This window comes from Aquitalea sp. S1-19, assembly GCF_024343515.1.
This window is the reverse complement of sequence record NZ_RJTZ01000023.1, coordinates 15,688-36,181: the sequence shown is the minus strand read 5'-3', so window position 1 is coordinate 36,181 and position 20,494 is coordinate 15,688. Positions and strand designations below refer to the sequence as shown.

General features: G+C 60.1%; 17 protein-coding genes. 9 read left to right on the top strand and 8 right to left on the bottom strand.

The window, feature by feature from the left end; translation table 11 throughout:
- The 6 genes from EGI20_RS05635 to EGI20_RS05610 form a co-directional block, all read left to right on the top strand.
- Positions 1-936: biotin/lipoyl-containing protein (locus EGI20_RS05635; protein WP_498630359.1), on the top strand; the 936-nt coding region annotated here is incomplete at its 5' end.
- Between the two features lie 10 nt (positions 937-946).
- Positions 947-1,855, top strand: coding sequence for a hydroxymethylglutaryl-CoA lyase (locus EGI20_RS05630; RefSeq protein WP_498630357.1), 909 nt, complete (start codon positions 947-949; stop codon positions 1,853-1,855).
- Between the two features lie 139 nt (positions 1,856-1,994).
- Positions 1,995-2,543 carry a VOC family protein gene (locus tag EGI20_RS05625; RefSeq protein WP_498630355.1) on the top strand — a complete coding sequence of 183 codons (549 nt, stop codon included), beginning with the start codon at positions 1,995-1,997 and terminating at the stop codon, positions 2,541-2,543.
- Positions 2,540-3,553 (top strand): fumarylacetoacetate hydrolase family protein, encoded by a 1,014-nt coding sequence (locus EGI20_RS05620; RefSeq protein WP_498630353.1) that lies wholly within the window; start codon positions 2,540-2,542, stop codon positions 3,551-3,553. The genes EGI20_RS05625 and EGI20_RS05620 overlap by 4 nt, the downstream gene beginning before the upstream one ends.
- Complete coding sequence (gene maiA / locus EGI20_RS05615) at positions 3,550-4,191, top strand: maleylacetoacetate isomerase (protein ID WP_498630352.1); 642 nt, start codon at positions 3,550-3,552, stop codon at positions 4,189-4,191. The genes EGI20_RS05620 and maiA overlap by 4 nt, the downstream gene beginning before the upstream one ends.
- Positions 4,192-4,216: 25 nt before the next feature.
- Positions 4,217-6,172, top strand: a complete 1,956-nt coding sequence (locus tag EGI20_RS05610; RefSeq protein ID WP_498630350.1) for an acetoacetate--CoA ligase — start codon at positions 4,217-4,219, stop codon at positions 6,170-6,172.
- A gap of 82 nt (positions 6,173-6,254) precedes the next feature.
- Here EGI20_RS05610 and EGI20_RS05605 read toward each other — a convergent pair whose 3' ends face one another.
- The 5 genes from EGI20_RS05605 to EGI20_RS05585 all read right to left on the bottom strand — a co-directional run bounded on the left by EGI20_RS05605 (position 6,255) and on the right by EGI20_RS05585 (position 14,496).
- Entirely contained in the window at positions 6,255-8,999 is a 2,745-nt protein-coding gene (locus EGI20_RS05605; protein ID WP_498630348.1) for an ImpA family metalloprotease, read from the bottom strand.
- Positions 9,000-9,239: 240 nt separating this feature from the next.
- Complete coding sequence (locus EGI20_RS05600; RefSeq protein WP_498630346.1) at positions 9,240-10,892, bottom strand: ArnT family glycosyltransferase; 1,653 nt, start codon at positions 10,890-10,892, stop codon at positions 9,240-9,242.
- A gap of 98 nt (positions 10,893-10,990) precedes the next feature.
- Positions 10,991-11,206 (bottom strand): 50S ribosomal protein L31, encoded by a 216-nt coding sequence (gene rpmE, locus EGI20_RS05595; protein WP_124734304.1) that lies wholly within the window; start codon positions 11,204-11,206, stop codon positions 10,991-10,993.
- A 129-nt stretch (positions 11,207-11,335) separates the two neighbouring features.
- A complete protein-coding gene (gene cysS / locus EGI20_RS05590; RefSeq protein WP_498630344.1) occupies positions 11,336-12,709 on the bottom strand; it encodes a cysteine--tRNA ligase in 1,374 nt (457 codons plus the stop codon).
- Between the two features lie 101 nt (positions 12,710-12,810).
- Positions 12,811-14,496, bottom strand: a complete 1,686-nt coding sequence (locus tag EGI20_RS05585) for a glutamine--tRNA ligase/YqeY domain fusion protein (RefSeq protein WP_498630342.1) — start codon at positions 14,494-14,496, stop codon at positions 12,811-12,813.
- A 160-nt stretch (positions 14,497-14,656) separates the two neighbouring features.
- Between EGI20_RS05585 and ppk2 the strand changes: the two genes are divergently transcribed.
- Both ppk2 and EGI20_RS05575 read left to right on the top strand, forming a co-directional pair.
- Positions 14,657-15,688 carry a polyphosphate kinase 2 gene (ppk2, locus tag EGI20_RS05580; protein ID WP_498630341.1) on the top strand — a complete coding sequence of 344 codons (1,032 nt, stop codon included), beginning with the start codon at positions 14,657-14,659 and terminating at the stop codon, positions 15,686-15,688.
- A gap of 51 nt (positions 15,689-15,739) precedes the next feature.
- Positions 15,740-16,165 (top strand): Ivy family c-type lysozyme inhibitor, encoded by a 426-nt coding sequence (locus EGI20_RS05575; protein WP_498630339.1) that lies wholly within the window; start codon positions 15,740-15,742, stop codon positions 16,163-16,165.
- A gap of 70 nt (positions 16,166-16,235) precedes the next feature.
- Here EGI20_RS05575 and EGI20_RS05570 read toward each other — a convergent pair whose 3' ends face one another.
- Complete coding sequence (locus EGI20_RS05570) at positions 16,236-16,553, bottom strand: YkgJ family cysteine cluster protein (protein ID WP_498630338.1); 318 nt, start codon at positions 16,551-16,553, stop codon at positions 16,236-16,238.
- 460 nt (positions 16,554-17,013) lie between these two features.
- Here EGI20_RS05570 and EGI20_RS05565 point away from each other — a divergent pair, with 460 nt between their 5' ends.
- Positions 17,014-17,220, top strand: a complete 207-nt coding sequence (locus EGI20_RS05565) for a YMGG-like glycine zipper-containing protein (protein WP_498630336.1) — start codon at positions 17,014-17,016, stop codon at positions 17,218-17,220.
- A gap of 126 nt (positions 17,221-17,346) precedes the next feature.
- On the opposite strand, the gene ggt is transcribed toward EGI20_RS05565, so the two are convergent.
- Together ggt and EGI20_RS05555 are read right to left on the bottom strand one after the other, a co-directional pair.
- Positions 17,347-19,026: a gamma-glutamyltransferase gene (ggt, locus tag EGI20_RS05560; protein WP_498630334.1), complete on the bottom strand. Its 1,680-nt coding sequence runs from the start codon at positions 19,024-19,026 to the stop codon at positions 17,347-17,349.
- A 957-nt stretch (positions 19,027-19,983) separates the two neighbouring features.
- A complete protein-coding gene (locus EGI20_RS05555) occupies positions 19,984-20,448 on the bottom strand; it encodes a hypothetical protein (RefSeq protein WP_498630332.1) in 465 nt (154 codons plus the stop codon).
- Positions 20,449-20,494 lie beyond the last annotated feature (46 nt).

Here is a 20,494-nt window from a genome sequence, read left to right as displayed (position 1 = left end):
GCCTTTGAAGCGCGCATTTACGCCGAAGATCCGGACAAGGGCTTTTTGCCTGCCACCGGCACGCTCACCCATCTGCGCCTGCCACAAACCAGCGCACGGGTACGCATAGACAGCGGCGTGATCGAGGGTGACAGCATTTCGCCATGGTACGACCCGATGATCGCCAAGCTGGTTGTCTGGGGCGAGACACGCGAGCTTGCCTTGCAAACATTGAAATCGGCACTGGCCCAGTGCGAGATCGCCGGCGTCGCTTGCAATACTGCTTTTCTGGCGCGCCTGGCGGCCCACCCCGACTTTGCCGCCGGTCACGTCGACACCGGCCTGATCGCCCGCGACGAAGCCGAACTGCTGCTGGGTGCAGCGGCCGCCGAGCCGTGGCAACTGGCGCTACTCTCGCTTGCCGAGGCGCTGGACGGCGGCAATGGCTGGCGCCTGAACGGGACGTTCAAACGCCGCTTCGAATGGCAGGTCGCAGAGTGCGTGCATACCGTCTTGCTGGAATACCGGCCGGACGGCTTGCGCATCACGCTGGCGAACGAGGTGTTCGATGCACGCATTCAGGCCTTAAGCGATGGTTTCAGCGCCTGGCTTAACGGCCAGCATTATCAGGCCCGCGTCATTCATCAGGGCCAGCAACGCATCCTGTTCAGTCGCGGCCACAGCCTGAGCGCACGGCTTGGCGACCCGTATGCCTATGCCAGTCGTGAAATCCATGGCCACGCCCAAATCAAGGCGCCCATGCCCGGACGCGTCGTCGCCCATCTGGCCGCAGTAGGCACGCAACTGGAAAAAGGCGAGCCGCTGATGATACTGGAGGCGATGAAGATGGAGCACACGCTTAAAGCGCCGGCCGCCGGCAAGGTGAATGCCTATCTGTTTTCCCCTGGCGAGCAAGTCGGTGATGGTGACGAACTGGTCGATTTCGAAGCCGCATAAGGAGCGCATCATGCAGGTCAAAATCGTCGAAGTCGGCCCGCGCGACGGGCTGCAGAATGAAAAACAGCCCGTTACGCTGGCGGGCACGCTCGAGCTGATACGGCGTCTTGCCGCCTCCGGCCTCACGCATATCGAGGCCGGTGCCTTTGTTTCGCCGCGCTGGGTGCCGCAAATGGCAGACAGCGCCGATGTGCTGGCGGCACTGGATCTGGCAGGGCCGGTGCATTACCCGGTACTGGTACCCAATGAAAAGGGGCTGGATGCCGCACTGGCGGCCGGCGCGCACGAAATTGCGGTTTTCGGTGCGGCAAGCGAAAGCTTCAGCCGCCACAACCTGAATATGGGCATCAACGACAGCCTGAGCGCCTTTGCCGCCGTCACACGCCGGGCGCTGGACGCGGGGCTGCGGGTACGCGGCTATGTGTCATGCGTGCTAGGCTGCCCGTACGAGGGTGAAATCGCACCCTCCCAAGTTGCGCGGGTAGCTGCCGCGCTCAGGGAAATGGGGTGCTACGAAATCTCGCTGGGCGACACCATAGGCACCGGCACGCCAAACCGCGTGCACGAAATGCTCTCTGCCGTACGGATGCAGGTGCCGGCCACGCAACTGGCCGGGCATTTTCACGACAGCTACGGCATGGCCATTGCCAATATCACCGCCGCCTTGCAGATGGGCGTGCATACCTTCGACAGCTCGGTCGCCGGCCTTGGCGGCTGTCCGTATGCACGCGGCGCCTCGGGCAATGTCGCCACCGAAGATGTGTTGTGGCTATTGCAGGGCATGGGCTTACAAACGGGTGTCGACTTGCAGCAGGTGGTCGACGCCGCCTGGTTTATCAGCGACCTACTCGGCAAGATGCCCGCCTCGCGCGTGGCGCACGCACTGGGCCGCAGCCCGAATGCGGTGGCCCGTGGCTGAGCCTGCTTATTATTTGGCATTATTTGCCCTGTTTTTAGCCGACAAAGACATGACCTGTCTCCCGTTAAACCGGCATCCGCTTTAAGCTGGCATCCGGCGGCTGCGATACAGGTCGCCGGCCCTTTAAGGAGACACTGCCATGCTGGTTCAGAAAATCCATCATGTCGCTTATCGCTGCCGCGATGCGCGCGAAACCGTGCTCTGGTACCAGACCCATCTGGACATGCGCTTTGTGCTGGCCATCGCCGAAGACCGCGTCCCCTCCACCGGTGAAGCCGACCCGTATATGCATGTGTTTCTCGATGCCGGCGGCGGCAATGTGCTGGCCTTTTTCGAATTGCCGACCCAAGCACCGATGGGACGCGACCCGCATACGCCGGCGTGGGTGCAGCATCTGGCACTGGAAGTCGAATCGCTGGAAGTGCTGCTGGCTACCAAACAAAAGCTGGAGGCGGCCGGCATCAAGGTGATTGGCCCGACCGATCACACCCTGTTCCAGTCCATCTATTTCTTCGACCCCAATGGCCACCGGCTGGAGCTGGCGGCCAATACCGCCCGCCCCGGCATGCTGGCCGAGCTGGACAGGGTCAAAGACGCCATGCTTGAAGAATGGTCACGCACTAAAAAAGCGCCGGCGCACGCACGCTGGATGCACGACGGCAGCTGGAACAAGGAAGCAAACACATGAAACTGGCCACACTGAAAAACGCCACACGCGACGGCACGCTGGTGCTGGTTTCGCGCGACCTCAAGCGCGCGCTGGCCGTGCCTGAGATCGCCGCCACGCTGCAGGGGGCGCTGGACAACTGGGCGCAACTGTCCCCTAGGCTGGCGGAACTTGCGGCAGCACTTGAAGCCGGGCCGGTCGCCGGCGAGTTTGCCTTTGACCAGGCGGCCTGCGCCTCGCCCCTGCCGCGTGCCTACCAGTGGGCCGACGGCTCGGCCTATCTCAACCATGTCGAACTGGTGCGCCGTGCCCGCGGCGCCGAAATGCCGGCCAGTTTTTACACCGACCCGCTAATGTATCAGGGCGGCTCGGACAGTTTTATCGGCCCGCGCGAAACAATACGCGCGGCAAGCGAAGACTGGGGCATCGATTTTGAAGCCGAAGTCGCCGTCATCACCGGCGATGTCGCCATGGGTGCGGATGTCGCCGCCTGTGCCAGCGCCATCCGCCTGATTATGCTGGTCAATGATGTGTCGCTGCGCAATCTGATCCCGGGCGAACTGGCCAAGGGTTTCGGCTTTTTCCAGTCCAAGCCGGCCTCCAGTTTCTCGCCGGTCGCCGTCACGCCGGACGAACTGGGCGAGGCATGGCAGGACAGCAAGCTGCATCTGCCGCTGCAAGTCAGCCTCAATGGCCAGGCTTTCGGCCACCCCAATGCCGGCGTCGATATGGTGTTCAGCTTCGCCCGCCTTGTCGCCCATGTCGCCAAAACGCGCGATTTGGCTGCCGGCTCCATCATCGGCTCGGGCACGGTATCCAATAAGCAAGGCAGCCTCAATGGCGCCAAGGTCGAACACGGCGGCGTCGGTTTTTGCTGTCTGGCCGAAGTGCGCATGCTGGAAACCATAGAGCAAGGTGCGCCCGCCACGCCCTTTATGCGCTTTGGCGACAGCGTAGAGATCCGCATGCACGACAGCGCCGGCCACTCTATCTTTGGCAGCATCATCAACCGCGTGGAGCAGGCCGAATGAAGCTTTACGGCTACTGGCGCAGCTCGGCCGCCTATCGCGTGCGCATCGCGCTGGCGCTCAAGGGCCTGCCCTATCAGACACAGGCGGTGCATCTGGCACACGCCGGACAACACCACCCCGACTACGCCGCACTGAACCCGCAGCAACTGGTGCCGCTCTTTATCGACGACGACGGCAGCCGCATCAGCCAGTCGCTGGCCATTATCGAGTATCTGGATGAGACCCGCCCCGCCATCCCCTTGCTGCCGGCCGATGCCAGGGGCCGTGCACAGGTGCGGGCGCTGGCGCTATCCATCGCCTGCGACATCCATCCGCTGAACAATCTGCGCGTACTGGACTACCTCAGGGCCGAGCTGGGTGCGAATAATGCGGCCAAAAACGCATGGATTGCGCACTGGATCAGCCTCGGGCTGACGGCACTGGAAAGCCGGCTCACGCAAGACCACCCCACCAGCCGTTTTTGCCATGGCGAGCAGCCCGGGCTCGCCGATTGCTGCCTGATTCCGCAGCTTTATAATGCGCGCCGTTTCGGGGTGGATCTCGCGCCCTACCCCCGGCTGCTGGCGATAGATGCAGCTTGCGCCGCACTGCCGGCCTTTGCCCAGGCCCACCCGCAACAACAGGACGACGCCGGCTAGGCCCGGCCGCCATCAGGAGAGATGCATGCAGGACACCCCGCTATGGAGCCCGCGCCCCGAGCGCATCGCAGCCAGCCATCTGGCCGCGTTCACCCGCCTGATGGCGTCGGTCAGCGGCGCGTCCTACCCCGACTATGCCAGCCTGTGGCAGGCCAGCATCGACCAGCCGGAAACCTTCTGGTCACTGCTGTGGGACTACGGCGAGGTCATCGGCGACAAGGGCAAGACCATCTTGCAGCACGGCGACAGCATGGCATCCGCCCGCTTCTTCCCCGAAGCCCGGCTTAATTACGCCGAAAACCTGCTGCGCCGTGATGATGAGGCGCTGGCCTGCGTATTCTGGAGCGAAGACAAGATCAAGCGCGAGATGCGCTATAGCGAGCTCAATGCGCTGGTCTCGCGCCTGCAGCAAGCCATGCACGGCATGGGCATCAAGCCCGGTGACCGTGTGGCCGGTTTTGTGACCAACCAACCCGAAACCCTCGCTGCCATGCTGGCTTGCGCCAGTCTGGGCGCGATCTGGACCAGTTGTTCGACCGATTTCGGGCTGGATGGCTGTCTGGACCGTTTCGGCCAGACCGAGCCCAAGCTGCTGTTTTGCCCCGATGGCTGCTGGTACAACGGCAAGGCGATCGATCTTGCACCACGCGTTGCCGCCATCAGTGCCGCCCTGCCCAGCGTCAGCCGTGTCGTGGTGCTGCCTTATCTGGGTGAAGGCGAGGCTTTTGCCGCCGGTGTCGCCAAGGCCGAAACGCTGCAGGCTTTTATTGCCGCGCATCCGGCGCGCAGCATCGAATATACCCGCGTGCAGTTCAACCATCCGCTCTTTATCCTTTACTCCAGCGGCACTACCGGCAAACCCAAGTGCATCGTGCATGGCCATGGCGGCACCTTGCTGCAGCACCTGAAAGAACACCAGCTGCACGCCGACATTCATGCCGGAGACACCCTGTTCTATTTCACGACCTGCGGCTGGATGATGTGGAACTGGCTGGCATCGGGCCTTGCCAGCGGGGCCACCTTGCTCACTTACGACGGCTCGCCCTTTGCCGGCGAAGGCCGCGTATTGTGGGACTATGCCGAGCAATACCATTGCAGCCATTTCGGCACCTCGGCCAAATATATCGACGGCCTGCGCAAGCTGGAGCTCAAGCCGGCCGGACACTGGCGTCTGGATGCCTTGCGCGCAGTCTTTTCCACCGGCTCGCCGCTGGTAGCCGAGAGCTTTGACTGGGTTTACGCCCATATCAAGCGCGACATCAATCTGGCCTCGATCTCGGGTGGCACCGATATCGTGTCCTGCTTTGCGCTGGGCAATGCCTGCCTGCCGGTATGGGCAGGCGAGCTGCAATGCCGCGGCCTTGGCATGGCGGTCGATGTTCTGGATGAAGCAGGCAAGTCACTACGCGGGCAAAAGGGTGAGCTGGTATGCCGCCAGCCCTTCCCCTCCATGCCGGTCGGCTTCTGGAACGACCCGCAAGGCAAGCGCTACCATCAGGCCTATTTCGGCCGCTTTGCCGGCTTGTGGGCCCATGGCGACTATGCAGAGATCACCGCCCACGATGGCCTGATCATCTATGGCCGTTCGGATGCGGTGCTGAACCCGGGCGGCGTACGTATCGGCACCGCCGAAATCTACCGCCAGGTCGAAGCCATTCCCGAGGTGCTCGAGAGCCTGGCCGTCGGCCAGCGCTGGCAAGGCGACGAACGGGTGGTGCTGTTCGTACGCCTGCAAGCGGCGGCAACGCTGGACAGCCCACTTGTCGAACGTATACGCCGCCAGATCCGCGATGGCGCCAGCCCGCGCCATGTGCCGGCGCGCATTATTGCGGTGGCCGATATTCCGCGCACCCAGTCCGGCAAAATCGTCGAGCTGGCGGTACGCAACATCATCCACGGCGAACCGGTCAACAATGTGTCAGCCTTGGCCAATCCTGACGCGCTGGCGCTCTACCGCGACTTGCCCGAGTTGCAGCGGTGAATGGAAAGTGGGAGTGGCCACCTTCTGTGACCACTCCCCAAGGGCGGCTGACGCCGCCCTTGACACCAACAAACATTACGGATCAGAACGGATAGACATCCATGCCCGAGGCCAGATTCAGCCAGCGCCCAGTGGACAACTGGTTGCCCTTGCCCGGTGCCAGCGCGTAAAACACCTTGCCCTGCAGCGGCAGATTCAAATCGGCCACCGAGTCCAGCGCCATTGCCGATAGCGGAATGCCGTACATCTCGAACAACTGCCTCAGGTCGCGCCCGATGATCTTGGACGACAGCACATACACCAGCTCATGGTTGCTGATAGTGTTGCTCGCGTAGCGCCCCATTCCATATTTGTTTTTGTTAAGCGGGTCCCAAGCACTCCCTACCAGACGATCGCCCTTGGACAGCAGGGTGAAATACTCGAGACTGGTCAGCAAACCGGGCTGTACTTCGCCATGGCGCGCCTGGGCATAGAGGAAAGCCAGCTGAAAATGCACGGCGCGCATGGCGTTGTGGTTCTGCCCGCCACCGATCCAGAACCAGTTATACATATCCTGCTGCAAAGCCGCCCCCGTCAAACCCTTGTCGAGCGAACGCTTGGCCGCGCCATACAGCGCCTTATGGTCGATACGGTCACCATTGACATCAATGCCGGTCAGCGCGAACTGCCTTAGGGCACTGGCGTTGGCCAGGATATTGTTGTCGCACTCGACAACGCAGCCCTTGCCTTCGAACACCAGCTTTTGCGAGCGCGGTACCGTGTTATGCCCCAGTTCATGCCACCAGCCCCAGCCCGGCGCCAGACCCGCCGCGCCATCGGACGGATTACCCGAACACAGGAAACCGCATTGCGCCAGCCAGCCGACAAAATGCTGGACCGAAGGTGCGCGCTGTTTGCTGCCGCTACACTCCCAGCCGAATTGGGTGCACAGTTCGGCGATTCTGGGCGACATCGCCATATTGCTGTAACCATTGGCAATATGATTGCTGTCAAAGATCCGTCCTTTGAGCTCATCCAGCACATAGGTTTTCGGATCCTTATTGCCGATCACCCCCTTGGCCTTGGCGATGGTCTGCTGGACTTCGCCGCCTTCAAACTTGGCCGTCTGCCAGCCAAAATCGCCACGCTGTAGCGCGGCCACGGCATCGGCCTGCTCGCTCTCGCTGATAGGCTGGGTAAAGTCAAAATGGGCGTAACGGGTGGCCCCCTTGATGCGCAGCTTCACGCTCTTGCCGGCCGTCGCGCCGTTGTAGTCAAGGAACAGCGGACCGCCCCAGGGAAAGACGACGGTATTGACCTGACCGGACTTGAGCTTGACCAGATGACCATCCGGATAACGTGCGCGGTCGTAGTTGTCGGACAACGGATTTCCGCGCGCACGGATAAAGCCGATACGCACGCCCAGATAACCGGCCCCCCCATCGTCCAGCACCTCGATCTGAACGGCCTTGCCCGGCAAGGCGCCACGACCTATCGCTGTTTTGCCCCCCGCTTGTGCGATTGTCACCTCGACCTCTTCATCGATTTGCGACGGGCTGATGTTTTCTACTGCCTGCGGCATCCAGTCACCATAGGTTTTAGGTGTACTGGTATTGGCACGCACGGCAAAAGACCAGGAGTCCGATGCCAGTGCCCGCAAGAAACTCGAGGGCTGGCTGTTGCGGTTGAGCGGGCCATAATCGATTTCACGACGCCAGACATCGGCCCACAGCACCACATAACGCAGAAAGTCGGTCGACGCCGTCTCGAATAAGGGTGTGCCGGCGCTTTGGTAAGCATTCTTTTCCTGCGCGATACGATCCAGTGTCGCGATATGGGCACTCAGATCCCCGGCAGGCAAGGCATCATTCGCCAGTGCATCGATCAGCGCAATGCGCGAAGAGAACGCCCCCCTGCTATCAACTTTTTGCAAAGACTGGGCCATCGTCCGCGTCGCGGCGACTGCACCGCCTGCCCAGTACTGCCCGCCATAGTCAGGGCTCAGCGTCAGCCCCATGGCGGCCGGGATCTGCTGCGCGCCGTAATTCCAGTTGGACTGCAAATACAGCACCGACTTGCCGGCTGCCAGATATTTTTTCACCTGTGCGGCAGCCGCTTCGGTGTTCGTACTGCCCTGCCCGAAAACAAACAGATCGATGTCCTGCCAGCAGCTGTTTTCCTGCGCCACGGCACAGGCAACAGGCTCGGCAATACTATCTGCACGCTTAAGAAAGCCCGCCATATTGGCGGAAGAATAAGCATGCGTGGCATAGCGCACTTTAGCCGGCAAGCGCTCGTCGCCTGCACGCCCTGTCAGCAGCCAGTTCATGCTGCGCTTGAAGAAGGAAAAATATCCCTGCTGCGCCCGGCCGGCATCCGCCATATTCCACAATACATCGCCGCCCCAGGCGATGGCGCGCCCGCTGCCAACCTCGGCCATCGCAGCCAGCACCGCCCCATTTTCGGCAATCACCAAGGGTGCCGCATTATCGCTGGCAGGCCAGATTTGACGGCTATTACCGCCAAAGTCATAGCCCTGGTACACATCGCCTTGCAGCATCGGTTCAAGCAGGCGCAACTGGTTTTGCCTGGCGTTTTCCACCAGAAAACGCGCCCCTGCCAGCAAGGCTTGGTGCGCATCCAGCGGCAAGTCGCCCGGGTCGCCGCTGGCAACGGCCTCCGCAACCGGCTGATAGGGGTAATAGGCGTCTACCGCCGCATCCAGCCCCGGTACCGGGACGGGTGCAACACCATCTGCGTCCGGCTTGCCGCCTTCAGTGCCATTACCGCCGCCACCGCCCAGGCAGCCACTGAGCAGCAATACGGCGGTCAATTTCAGATACTTCACGACCTTCTCCTTTTTGTTATTAAAATCGCCCGCAAAAATGCCAATGGCAATCTTGTCGCAGATTGTAAATTAAAAAGTTTAAATTTGCAGCCTCATTAAAATCAAAAACAAAAATATAGAACGCAAACAGGCTCTGCTGCTGACCACTTCAGCGACCTGCACACGCAAAATGGCCTCTTTCCAGACAAAAAAATGGCGGCACAGCGTGCCGCCCTTCATAGAAAAATCTGACTGAAACGCTCAGGGCTGACGCCTGAGCAGACCGTATTGCTCATCCTTGTCACGTGGCCGTGAACCGCTCCAGAACACCTGCCAGCCCGGCTCGGCCAAGCCTTCATCGCGGGTACGTACCACCAGCTGCCAGTCACAAGGCGGGGTTTCACCCGCGATATAAGGCTTGAGCTCGAGGCCGGCATAATACCGCCAGCTCAGGCGTGCCATGCTGTTACGGCTGTCAGTGGCTACGCACTGCACATCATCCGGCAGCACCGCCATCATTTTATCGACCACCGGCCGGTAACTCTTGGCGGCATCCAGCCAGGGCAGCCACAAGGTCATGCCCAAGCCCCAGAACAAGGTAATGCCGGCGGCCCAGTTGGTGACGGCCTGGCGTCCGCGTAAATGGCGTCGCGTCACCGCCCATAACCAGCCCAGGGTCGCCAGCAAGGCAAAACCGGCCGCGATGAACGAGATATGCGGCACATAGTAAGGACTGAAATAGTGCGCACGACCGGCCAGACGCTCGGGCCAGCCGAAGTTCATCGCCAGCCAGCCCATCCACACCAAAAGGCCGAACAGGCCAAAAGTCATCAGGCCAAACCAGTTAAGAAAAGCTGCCGCCCCGCGGCGCAGGGTATCCAGCTCGGCCGCAGCCAAGACAGCCAGCGGCAACAGCAAGGGCAAGGCCGACTCGCTGGACTGGCGGCTGGACAGGGTCAGCACCAGCATGCTCACCGCAAAGGCAAGCAGCGGCAGCTGTATCATCGGCCGCTTAAAACGCTGGATGCGGTAACTGCGATACAGCGTCCACATGGCCAAGGGCCAGGCCGGGAAGGCATACCACAACACGGTCTTGGAGTAGTAACCGGGCTCATGGAAAAAGGCGAGTCGGGCAAAGCCGTTGAACGGGCCCAGCGCAAACGCATCCAGCCACAACTGGAAGGCCAGAGGATGGCTACTTTTAAAGCCGATCAACCACAGCGAGCACAAGGGTACGGCAATCAGCAATGCCATCAACAGCGTAATGGCGTGACGCCTGCTGCGCCATGCGGCAAATACAGGCAGGCTTAGCGCCAAAAGCCACACCAGCGCCACTTCGAATGCGCTGGTCGACAGCAGCAGCCAGACGCTGGCCAGACCCAGCAAAGCCCCCCCCAATGCAGGAGCACGCAGCGCCAGCGTCAAGGCGTAAAAGGCAGCGGCAAAGCCGGTAAAGCCGGCGACGACCGGGTTCATCTCGTGCCCGGTCACGATCAGGCCAAAGCAGCCGATCAGGATCAGCACCACACTGCGGCCATGGCGGCGGCCGATCAGCTCGCGCCCGGCTCCACCGGCAAAAGCAAGGCCAACCGCCATGCAAAACGGCGTCGCCAGCCGGATGGCGTCATGCAGCGGCAATAGCCATGGCGAAAACAGCTTGGCAAACACCGCGCCCAGCCAGTAATACAGCGGGGCGTCGCGCAAAAAAGCCTTGCCGTCCAGCGCCGGCACCAGATAATTGCCGCTGGAGAGCATCTGCTGCACCACCGCCGTCACCCACGGCTCATCCGGCCGCCACGGGTCGTGTCCGAGTATGCCCGGCCACAGCCAGATAAAGGTCAGCAACAGCAACAGCCATGGCCGTTCGGTCGGCACCGGGGCCGTATTGTCATGATTCGGGGTGTAGGTCAGCATTTGCGAGCCTGGCCATAGGAGGCAGGGAAAAAATCAGGGTAACAGAAAATGAAAAAGGCAGCCTAGGCTGCCTTTGACTGCATACATTCTGCCAGCGATTAACGCTTGTAGAAGTTGCTGAAACGCTGGTTGAAGCGGTCAACACGGCCTGCGGTGTCAACAATCTTCTGCTTGCCAGTGTAGAACGGGTGGCACTGCGAGCAAACTTCGATCGTGAATGCGTCTTTAGCCATGGTGGACTTGGTGGTGAACTGGTTGCCGCAAGAGCAAGTTACCGACAGGTCTTTGTAATTCGGGTGGATTTCTGGTTTCATCATATTTCCTTGGGTTGCGGGTACAGGGGTTTTGCCTGCACTGCTTGGAGAAAGCGGGGATTATCCGCGCTTTAACAAAGCTTGACAAGCCTGCTGCGACGGCAAGCCGCCACAGCAGGGCAAAACAAGTCAGGCACGACGCCAGGTGGTGGTGCCGGCGCTGTCTTCCAGCACGATGCCCTTGGCGGTCAGCTCGTCACGAATGCGGTCGGATTCGGCCCAGTTTCTGGCTGCGCGCGCCTCGCGACGCGCCACGATCAAGGCATCGATAGCCTCGGCCGAAATAGCCTCCTCGCCGACACCCCCTTGCAGGAAGGCCTCGGGCTCGCGTTGCAGCAGGCCCAGCAAACCGGCCAGATCCTTCATCAGGCGCGCCAGCACGACATCCTTGTTCTTGTTGACTTCACCAGCCAGTTCGAACAATACGGCAACAGCTTCCGAGGTATTGAAATCGTCATCCATCGCCGTCTTGAAGCGTGCCGCATACGGCTGGCTCCAGTCGATGCCGACGGACGCCGGCAGATCCAGATCTCGCAAGGCGGTATACAGACGGGTAAGCCCCTGGCGCGCATCATGCAGGATGCCATCAGTAAAGTTGACCGGGCTGCGATAGTGGCTGCGCACGATAAAGAAGCGCACGACTTCGCCATCGAAATGCTGCAGCACATCACGGATGGTGAAGAAGTTGCCCAGACTCTTGGACATCTTGGTGCCGTCGACGTTGATAAAGCCGTTATGCAGCCAGTAGTTGACGTACTGGTGGCCATGCGCGCCCTCGGACTGGGCAATTTCGTTTTCGTGGTGCGGGAATTGCAGGTCTTCGCCACCACCGTGGATATCGAAATGCTCGCCCAGATGGAAGCAGCTCATCACCGAGCATTCGATATGCCAGCCCGGACGCCCCTCGCCCCACGGACTGGTCCAGGATGGCTCGCCCGGCTTGGCCGCTTTCCACAACACAAAGTCCATCGGATCGCGCTTGAAGGGGTCAACCTCGATACGCTCGCCGGCACGCATATCATCCAGCTTCTTGCCGGACAGCTTGCCGTAACCTTCAAACTCGCGCACGGCATAGTAAACGTCACCATTGGCGGCGGGATAGGCCTTACCGTTGGCGATCAGCTGCTCGATCATCGCGATCATGCCCGCAACGTGCTGAGTGGCACGCGGCTCGAACGTCGGCGGCAGCAAGCCCAGCGCCGCCGCATCCTGATGCATGTCGGCAATCGTACCCTCGACCAGTTCCTGCGGCAGGATGCCGCGCTCGGCCGCCCGCTTGATGATCTTGTCGTCGATATCGGTGATATTGCGCACATAGGTTACGTCGTAGCCGGAGGCCTGCATCCAGCGGTAGATCACATCAAACGCCGCCAACATCCGCGCATGCCCGATGTGACAGAGGTCGTACACCGTCATCCCGCACACATACATGCGTACCTTGCCAGGTTCGATCGGTTGGAAGACTTCTTTCTGTCGGGTCAGGGTGTTATAGAGGCTCAGCATGATGTTAAAACCTGTCTTTTTTACTTCAAGAAAACCGGCAGGAGCATATCGCCCTGCCGTCTGTTGCAGCCGCTACGGATAGCAACGGCCAGCGCTACAACTTATTTGGCCCAGGTGTCTTTCAGGCCCACGGTGCGGTTGAACACCGGCTTGGAGCCTGCCACATGGTCGATGCGGTCGGTCACAAAGTAGCCCACGCGCTCGAAATGGTAACGCGCTTCAGGCGCGGCGTCTTTCACGGCCGGCTCGACATAGGCGGTAATCGTCTTCAGCGAGTTTTCACTCAGGAAGTGACGGAAATCGACATATTCGCCATCTTCGCCACGCACCGCATCGGGGCGTGCTTCGGTAAACAGGCGCTCATACCAGCGCACTTCGGCTTCCAGCGCATGTTCGGCCGATACCCAGTGGATTACGCCCTTGACCTTGCGCCCCTCCGGATTTTTACCCAGCGTATCGTAATCGATGCTGCAGCGCAGTTCGATGATCTCGCCGGACGCATCGGTCACGACTTCGTCACACTTGACCACATAGCTGTAGCGCAGGCGGACTTCGCCGCCCTCGATCAGGCGCTGCCATTTTGGCGGCGGCACGGCGGCAAAATCGTCACGCTCGATCCAGATTTCGCGCGACAGCGGCACATCACGCTCGCCAAGCTCGGGGTGCTTGGGATGGAAAGGTGCGCTGCGGCTGCCGGCAAGCGCGGCGTCGAAGTTGGTCAGCGTGACCTTGAGCGGATTCACCACCGCCATCACGCGTGGCGATTCGCCTTCCAGCGTATCGCGCACCGCGCCTTCGAGGATGCTCATATCGACCACGTTTTCGCTGCGCGACACGCCGATGCGCTGCGCAAACAGACGGATGCCCTCCGGGCTCATGCCGCGGCGGCGCATGCCGGCGATGGTCGGCATGCGCGGGTCGTCCCAGCCGGACACCACACCATCGACCACCAACTGGTTGAGCTTGCGCTTGGAGGTCAGCGCATACATCAGCTCCAGACGCGAGAATTCATACTGGCGCGGATGGCAAGCGATGGAGATATTGTCCAGCACCCAGTCGTATAACGGACGGTGGTCTTCGAATTCCAGCGTGCACAGGCTGTGGGTGATGCCTTCCAGCGCGTCGGAGATGCAATGGGTGTAGTCATACATCGGGTAGATGCACCACTTGTCACCGGTGCGGTGGTGATGGGCACGGCGGATGCGGTAGATCACCGGGTCACGCAGATTGACGTTGCCCGAGCTCATATCGATCTTCAGGCGCAGCGTCTTGCTGCCATCGGCGAATTCGCCAGCCTTCATGCGGGTGAACAGGTCAAGGTTTTCCTCGACCGAACGGGTACGGTACGGGCTTTCGCGACCAGACTCGGTCAGGCTGCCGCGATAGGCGCGCATTTCTTCGGCCGACAAATCATCAACAAAAGCCTTGCCCGAAGCGATCAGCTCCAGCGCGTAATCGTACAGCGCATCGAAATAGTCGGAAGCAAAGCGCACATGGCCGTCCCACTTGAAGCCCAGCCACTCGACGCCTTCCTTGATCGCCTGCACATACTCGTCCGACTCTTTCTCGGGGTTGGTATCGTCCATGCGCAGATGGCACTTGCCGGCATAGTCTTCGGCCAGACCGAAGTTCAGGCAGATGGACTTGGCGTGACCGACATGCAGATAGCCGTTGGGCTCGGGCGGAAAGCGGGTCACGATGGACGCGTGCTTGCCCGACGCCAGATCTGCGTCGATAGTGGAACGAATGAAGTTACTGACAACTGGTGCGCTGTGTTCCGTGCTCATTTTGAATGTCTGTTGCAAACGTCGAATCGGGGAATTGTAACCGATCAGACGATTCTTTCCGAGTACTGCAATTTGCGCCCCGTTTTGTCGCGCCATCACACAAAAAACCATGCTAGCATCATGGAAGGCGAACAAGATCATCAAAGGAAGAGGTCCACTCATGACCCAGGAAACAAATCTCCCCATCACCGACGTGCCAGCCGAGGACATGGCAGCAGCCACACCGCCAGCCAAACCGGCCCGCGCCCCGCGCAAACCGCGCACGCCGACCGCGAGCGCCACGCAAAAAGCGCATGAGCAGTCGATCAGGGATATCGAAGCCATCAGCCATGCACCCGTTGCCACGCTGGTGGCCAAGGCACCACCGGGCAGCAGCGAGGACAGCACCGAAGCGCCGCTACCGGCAGACTACCCCTACCGCACGCGCATGCGCCGCGCCGAATACGAACGGCAAAAGGCCGAACTGCAAATCGAGCTGTTGAAGGTGCAGAACTGGGTACGCGAAAGCGGGCAGAAAATCGTCGTCCTGTTTGAAGGGCGCGATGCAGCCGGTAAAGGCGGCACCATCAAGCGCTATATGGAACACCTGAATCCACGCGGCGCGCGGGTGGTGGCGCTGGAAAAGCCAACCGAAGTCGAGCGCGGGCAATGGTATTTCCAGCGCTACGTGCAAAACCTGCCAACAGCAGGCGAGATCGTGTTTTTTGACCGCTCCTGGTATAACCGCGCCGGCGTCGAGCGGGTGATGGGCTTTTGCAGCCCGACCGAATACCTGGAATTCATGCGCCAGACTCCGCAAATCGAACGCATGCTGGTCAATAGCGGCATCCGCCTATTCAAGTTCTGGTTCTCGGTCAGCCGCGAAGAACAGTTGCGCCGCTTTGTCTCGCGCCGCGACGACCCGCTCAAGCACTGGAAACTGTCGCCTATCGACATCCAGTCGCTGGATAAATGGGACGATTACACCGCAGCCAAAAAGGCCATGTTCTTCCATACCGACACCGCCGATGCGCCCTGGACCGTCATCAAATCCGACGACAAGAAGCGGGCACGCCTTAACTGCATCCGCCACTTCCTGCATCTGCTCGATTATCCGGACAAGAATCCGAAAGTCGCCTGCCTGCCGGACTCCCGCATTGCCGGGCCGACCTCCTTGCTAAGCGAGATGGAAAAGGACGTTGCCAGCTTCTAAAACCCTGTGGCGCCGCCAGCGGCGCCACAGACTCCCCACAAGGAATGCAGCATGAAGCATCCGCTCATCTCGGGTCTGCTGCTGGCCGGCCTTGCCACGTTCGCGCATGCCGCTGACCGCTATCAGGCCTATCTGTTCGATGTCATCAAACAGGAACGCGGCCTCGCTATCAGCATCAAGAAAGAAATCGAGAAAATCCAGCCGGGCAACTACGCCGCGCTGGCCTCGGGGCCACAATCACCAGGCGAAAAACTCACCCTGAACGGCCAGACCTATTACCTCTACAGCATGTGCGAGCAGCACAACTGCTTTGACAATAACGCTGCGATCTTTTACAGCCCCAAGACCCGGAGTCTGGCAGGCTACGTATTCCAAAGCGATTGCAGCGTCAAAACCTTCGGCAACACCAGCAGCGCCATGCAAAATGCGCTGGCGCAATACCTGGGTACCGATGCCAGCCTGAACCGCTGCAAATAAAGACGCGCCTGCCCCTATCGCACACAGGCACCCTCGGTGGTGCCAACTGAGCGCAGCAAAACCGTCCTTGCTATGCGGGCATAAGCTGCGGGACGCTTAAGCCCCAGCGTTCACGGGCACGCAGGCACTGCGCATCACCTTCGCGCACATCATGGCAAGTCGACGGCCTCTCCGGATAAATGGCACACGACACTTGGGTGCCGACCTCGCCTTGCAAAGCCGCACATAAGGGAAGATCCGACCAGGTGCCGCGCATGCAACGGCGCCATGGATCAAGTTCTTCGGTGAGTTCGGCCGGGACAGTGCCGCCACCATCACTGGCTTCGGCCCAATAAAAAGACACGCGAAAACTGGCGCAGCAAGCGCCGCAGGATTGGCATTGCGACATACAGACGGACAAAAAACAAAAACATTCGGACTGCCGATTTTACAAATCCGGCCAAAGAAAGACAAGAAAATACCCATATAGCCTAATCCGGCGCTGGCGCAGCGCGTGAGCACGATACCCGCACACACAGACAAGCTCGGAGGGTGTAAAAAGGCAGGCACGGGCTACAACAAAACAAACGGCCATGCGACACCGGCCGTGCTCTGGCAAGCACGCCTCTGTCGTTCAGGCTTTTATGCTTGAACGCACAACGACAGGATGCGAACATAGCGAAGGATGTCGCTCTCTTTCATTTTTATCGTCCATGCCCAGCCTTTCGCCTGATGCCTGACCGTATACGGCACTTGCATCCATAACAGACGGCAGGCTTCATCCACCAGGACGATACAAACCGGGCAACAGGATGGATGCCGCCGGGCACAGGCTTATCCATCCTACCCGCCACCCAGGAGTACCAATCATGAAAACCACGCTCACCCGCTCGCTACTGATCCTCACCCTCGCCGCAAGCATGGCCGGCTGCGCCGGCATGAGCCAGCAGCAAAAAAATACCGCCGTTGGCGCCGCCATCGGCGGTGTCGCAGGCTCGGTGCTGACGAATGGCGGCACGCTGGGCACCGTAGGCGGCGCAGCCATCGGCGGCGCCATCGGTCACGGCGTCAAGTAACAGCCACATCAGCAAGGCCCGCCTGCCGTGATGGCAGGCGGGCCTTGTTCATTTCTGCTGCAGGGCGCGCAATAAAGCGCAAGCCATCCCGGACATGCCGCAGCACACCCGGAATCATGCCGGCAATTACTTCACGATACGGCCCACACCGCGGCCACGCGGATCGGATGCGGTTTCAGGCATGTTGCCGTTAATACGGATCGCCTGGATATCGCCCATATTCCAGCCCTGATCCTCCAGCGTGTAACCCATGGCCTTCAGCTCTTCGGCTTGCTTGCCCGCGAGCGGTGCGTAAGCATCAAAGAAGATCGTGTCCTTGGGCAGCAACTGATGGTGTACGCGCTGCGCCGCCACGGCCTGCTGCAGCGGCATGTTGTAGTCGTACACATTGTTCAGGACTTGGAAGATGGAGGTGAAGATGCGCGAGCCGCCCGGCGTACCCAGCACCATCGCCACCTTGCCGTCGCGCGTCACGATAGTCGGGCTCATCGACGACAGCATGCGCTTGCCCGGCTCGATCGCGTTGGCGTTCTTGCCCACCACGCCAAAGGCGTTAGCCACGCCCGGCTTGGCACTGAAGTCATCCATCTCGTCGTTCAGCAAAAAGCCCGCGCCCTTCACCACCACACCGCTACCGAAATCCCAGTTCAGCGTATAGGTGTTGCCGACCGCATTGCCCCATTTGTCGATGATGGAGAAATGCGTGGTCTGACGCGGCTCCAGGCCCGGCTTCACCTTCTCAGTCGGCGAAATGGCCCTGGGATTGACTTCCGCGGCACGACGGGCCAGATAGGCCTTGTCGGTGAGCTGCTTCACCGGCACCTTGGAAAAATCCGGGTCGCCCAGATAATCGGCGCGGTCGGCAAACACGCGCTTTTCAATCTCGGACAACAGGTGGATGTATTGTGCCGAATTGTGCGCCACACCCTTGAAGTCGGCGGCACGGTTTTCCTTGATGGTCAGCAACTGCCTGAGGGCGATGCCGCCGGAGCTGGGCGGCGGTGCGGTATAGACCATATTGCCGCGCCAGCTGATCTTGATCGGCTCGCGCCACTTGGCGCGGTAGTCGCGCAGGTCGGCTGCAGAAATCAGGCCGTTGTCCGCCTTCATCTGCGCGACCAGCAAGCCGGCCGTCTTGCCCTGATAGAAATCTTTGGCACCGTATTTCGAGATACGGCGCAGCGTTTCGGCCAGTTCCGGCTGACGGAAGGTCTCGCCGGCTTTCATCGCGCCAAAATAGCTGGCGAAGTTGGTCTTGTCGCCGAAGAACTTCACCGCATCCTCGCGGTACTGGAACTGCCCCGGTGCCACCACAAAGCCCTGCTCGGCAAAGTGGATCGCCGGCTTGACCAGCTCAGCCCACTTCAGTTTGCCAAAGCGCTGGTGCGCATCCCACAGCCCCATCACCGTGCCGGGCACGCCGGCAGCGCGGGCGCCGACCAGACTCAGGTTCTCGATCACCTCCCCCTTGGCATCCAGATACATATTGCGGGTCGCCGCCTTGGGCGCCACCTCGCGATAGTCGAGGAAATAAGGTTTACCGTTGTGGTAGATGGTCATGAAACCGCCGCCGCCGATATTGCCGGCTTCCGGATAGGTCACCGCCAGCGCAAATGCGGTCGCCACCGCCGCGTCCACCGCATTGCCACCGGCTTTCAGGATCTGCTCGGCCACCTGCGCGCCATACTGGTCCGGAGCCGCCACCGCCCCTGCCGCCAGAGGTGCAGATGCGGCCATCACGCCTTGCGATGCAGACCAGATCACGGCGCAAACCACGCCGCCGTGTACATACTTGATTGACAACATTGATGATTTCCCCTTGTTTTTCACGAAGCAGCAGCATGGCCATGCCTGATGCCGGCACTTTGCCATGCCCTGCGCGACATATTTACATTTCATACATGTGAATGTAAAGCAACGACGTTCGTGTATTAGGTAAACCTAATTAATAGAGAGGCTTAAACAGCGCGGTGATATTTTCAATCTGGACGAGAGGTGCAGCGCAGGTGCAATTTGTGTCCGCTGCGCGGACGTTTTTGATTGCCGCTTCCGCGCGGCATGCGGGCAGGGGCCGGACGCGCCCGGCCCCTTGCATCCCCGGCGCCCCCGAAGTCTCGCGAAACCCCGGTGCAAAAGTCGCTGGCGAGGCGCTGGCCAACTCGCGATTCGCTACCGTCGAATCGCTCAAACAAGGGCCAGCTTAAAACCTCGCCAGCGTCTTTTGCACCGGTGCGAGCCTAACGGGGATGGGTCGCTGCCGTATAAATAGCATGCATCGCATACCGTAAAGACCAATTCGTAATGGGGACATAGCCATGAATAAGGGGCTTGTCTCAACAAGCCCCTTGCATTCCAAGCATCCCCACCAGCCCACCCCACGCACACCATTTCACCGCTGATTTGCGGTAGGTTACGCCGCTTGCCAGCGGCTAACCCACCCTACCATACGACCCAACGCTACGAATCAATAACAAAAATGGGAAGCAACCCTCCCCGTAGGCGCGAGCCGCGTCAAAGACGGCCGCCAAGGTTTTAAGCCGCCCTTTGTCTGAGCGATTCGACGCTAGCGAATCGCGAGTTGGGCGGCGCCTTGGCGGGCGGCTTTGGCGCGGGGTTTCGAAGCGGCTTCGGGTCGCCTTTTCTTTCGGCCATTTCTTTTGGCGAAACAAAAGAAATGGCCCAGTCCGCCGCGCGGAAGCGGCATTCAAAAATGCCCGCGAAGCGGACACAAAAGATTTACCACTTACCAACTACGCCACATACTCAGGGCCTCGATAACCAAACCGACATTAACGAAAAATCAGCAAGTGGTATCAAGAAGCCGAACCCAGAAATAAGCGTACCCAAAAGCGTAAGCAAAACGCCCACCATCTCGTCCGCTTTCTTGTCTACAGCCATCGCAAAAACGGCTGGATCTCGCACCCATTTATCGGGATCACCGCATTGCGCAACTTCCGACTCATCCTCCATCAATATTTTTTCCGACTCAATCGATGCAAGCAAATAATGCTTAAGCATTAGCACCAATCCAAGCGAGCCAACGATGGACGCCGCCCCAGACAACCACCTATCGTCTATCAGCCATGAGGCCAACGCATAGCCCAGAAACAGGGCCAATACTGAAGAGCAAGTCGCTCGACGACGCTCGGACCAATAAGACAGCACGCTACGGGCCCAGATCAACCAGCAAGGTAATTTAAACTCATCCAAAATTTCTTTATCCGGCACGCCCCACCACCTTTCCCCAAGAAATAGAAAAGCCCCCGCCATGACT

Excerpts from the sequence above, each read along its gene's own strand:
- EGI20_RS05630 (WP_498630357.1), top strand. The coding sequence starts at position 947 with ATGCAGGTCAAAATCGTCGAAGTCGGCCCGCGCGACGGGCTGCAGAAT.
- EGI20_RS05625 (WP_498630355.1), top strand. The coding sequence starts at position 1,995 with ATGCTGGTTCAGAAAATCCATCATGTCGCTTATCGCTGCCGCGATGCG.
- EGI20_RS05620 (WP_498630353.1), top strand. The coding sequence starts at position 2,540 with ATGAAACTGGCCACACTGAAAAACGCCACACGCGACGGCACGCTGGTG.
- maiA (WP_498630352.1), top strand. The coding sequence starts at position 3,550 with ATGAAGCTTTACGGCTACTGGCGCAGCTCGGCCGCCTATCGCGTGCGC.
- EGI20_RS05610 (WP_498630350.1), top strand. The coding sequence starts at position 4,217 with ATGCAGGACACCCCGCTATGGAGCCCGCGCCCCGAGCGCATCGCAGCC.
- EGI20_RS05600 (WP_498630346.1), bottom strand. The coding sequence starts at position 10,892 with ATGCTGACCTACACCCCGAATCATGACAATACGGCCCCGGTGCCGACC.
- rpmE (WP_124734304.1), bottom strand. The coding sequence starts at position 11,206 with ATGAAACCAGAAATCCACCCGAATTACAAAGACCTGTCGGTAACTTGC.
- cysS (WP_498630344.1), bottom strand. The coding sequence starts at position 12,709 with ATGCTGAGCCTCTATAACACCCTGACCCGACAGAAAGAAGTCTTCCAA.
- EGI20_RS05585 (WP_498630342.1), bottom strand. The coding sequence starts at position 14,496 with ATGAGCACGGAACACAGCGCACCAGTTGTCAGTAACTTCATTCGTTCC.
- ppk2 (WP_498630341.1), top strand. The coding sequence starts at position 14,657 with ATGACCCAGGAAACAAATCTCCCCATCACCGACGTGCCAGCCGAGGAC.
- EGI20_RS05575 (WP_498630339.1), top strand. The coding sequence starts at position 15,740 with ATGAAGCATCCGCTCATCTCGGGTCTGCTGCTGGCCGGCCTTGCCACG.
- EGI20_RS05570 (WP_498630338.1), bottom strand. The coding sequence starts at position 16,553 with ATGTCGCAATGCCAATCCTGCGGCGCTTGCTGCGCCAGTTTTCGCGTG.
- EGI20_RS05565 (WP_498630336.1), top strand. The coding sequence starts at position 17,014 with ATGAAAACCACGCTCACCCGCTCGCTACTGATCCTCACCCTCGCCGCA.
- ggt (WP_498630334.1), bottom strand. The coding sequence starts at position 19,026 with ATGTTGTCAATCAAGTATGTACACGGCGGCGTGGTTTGCGCCGTGATC.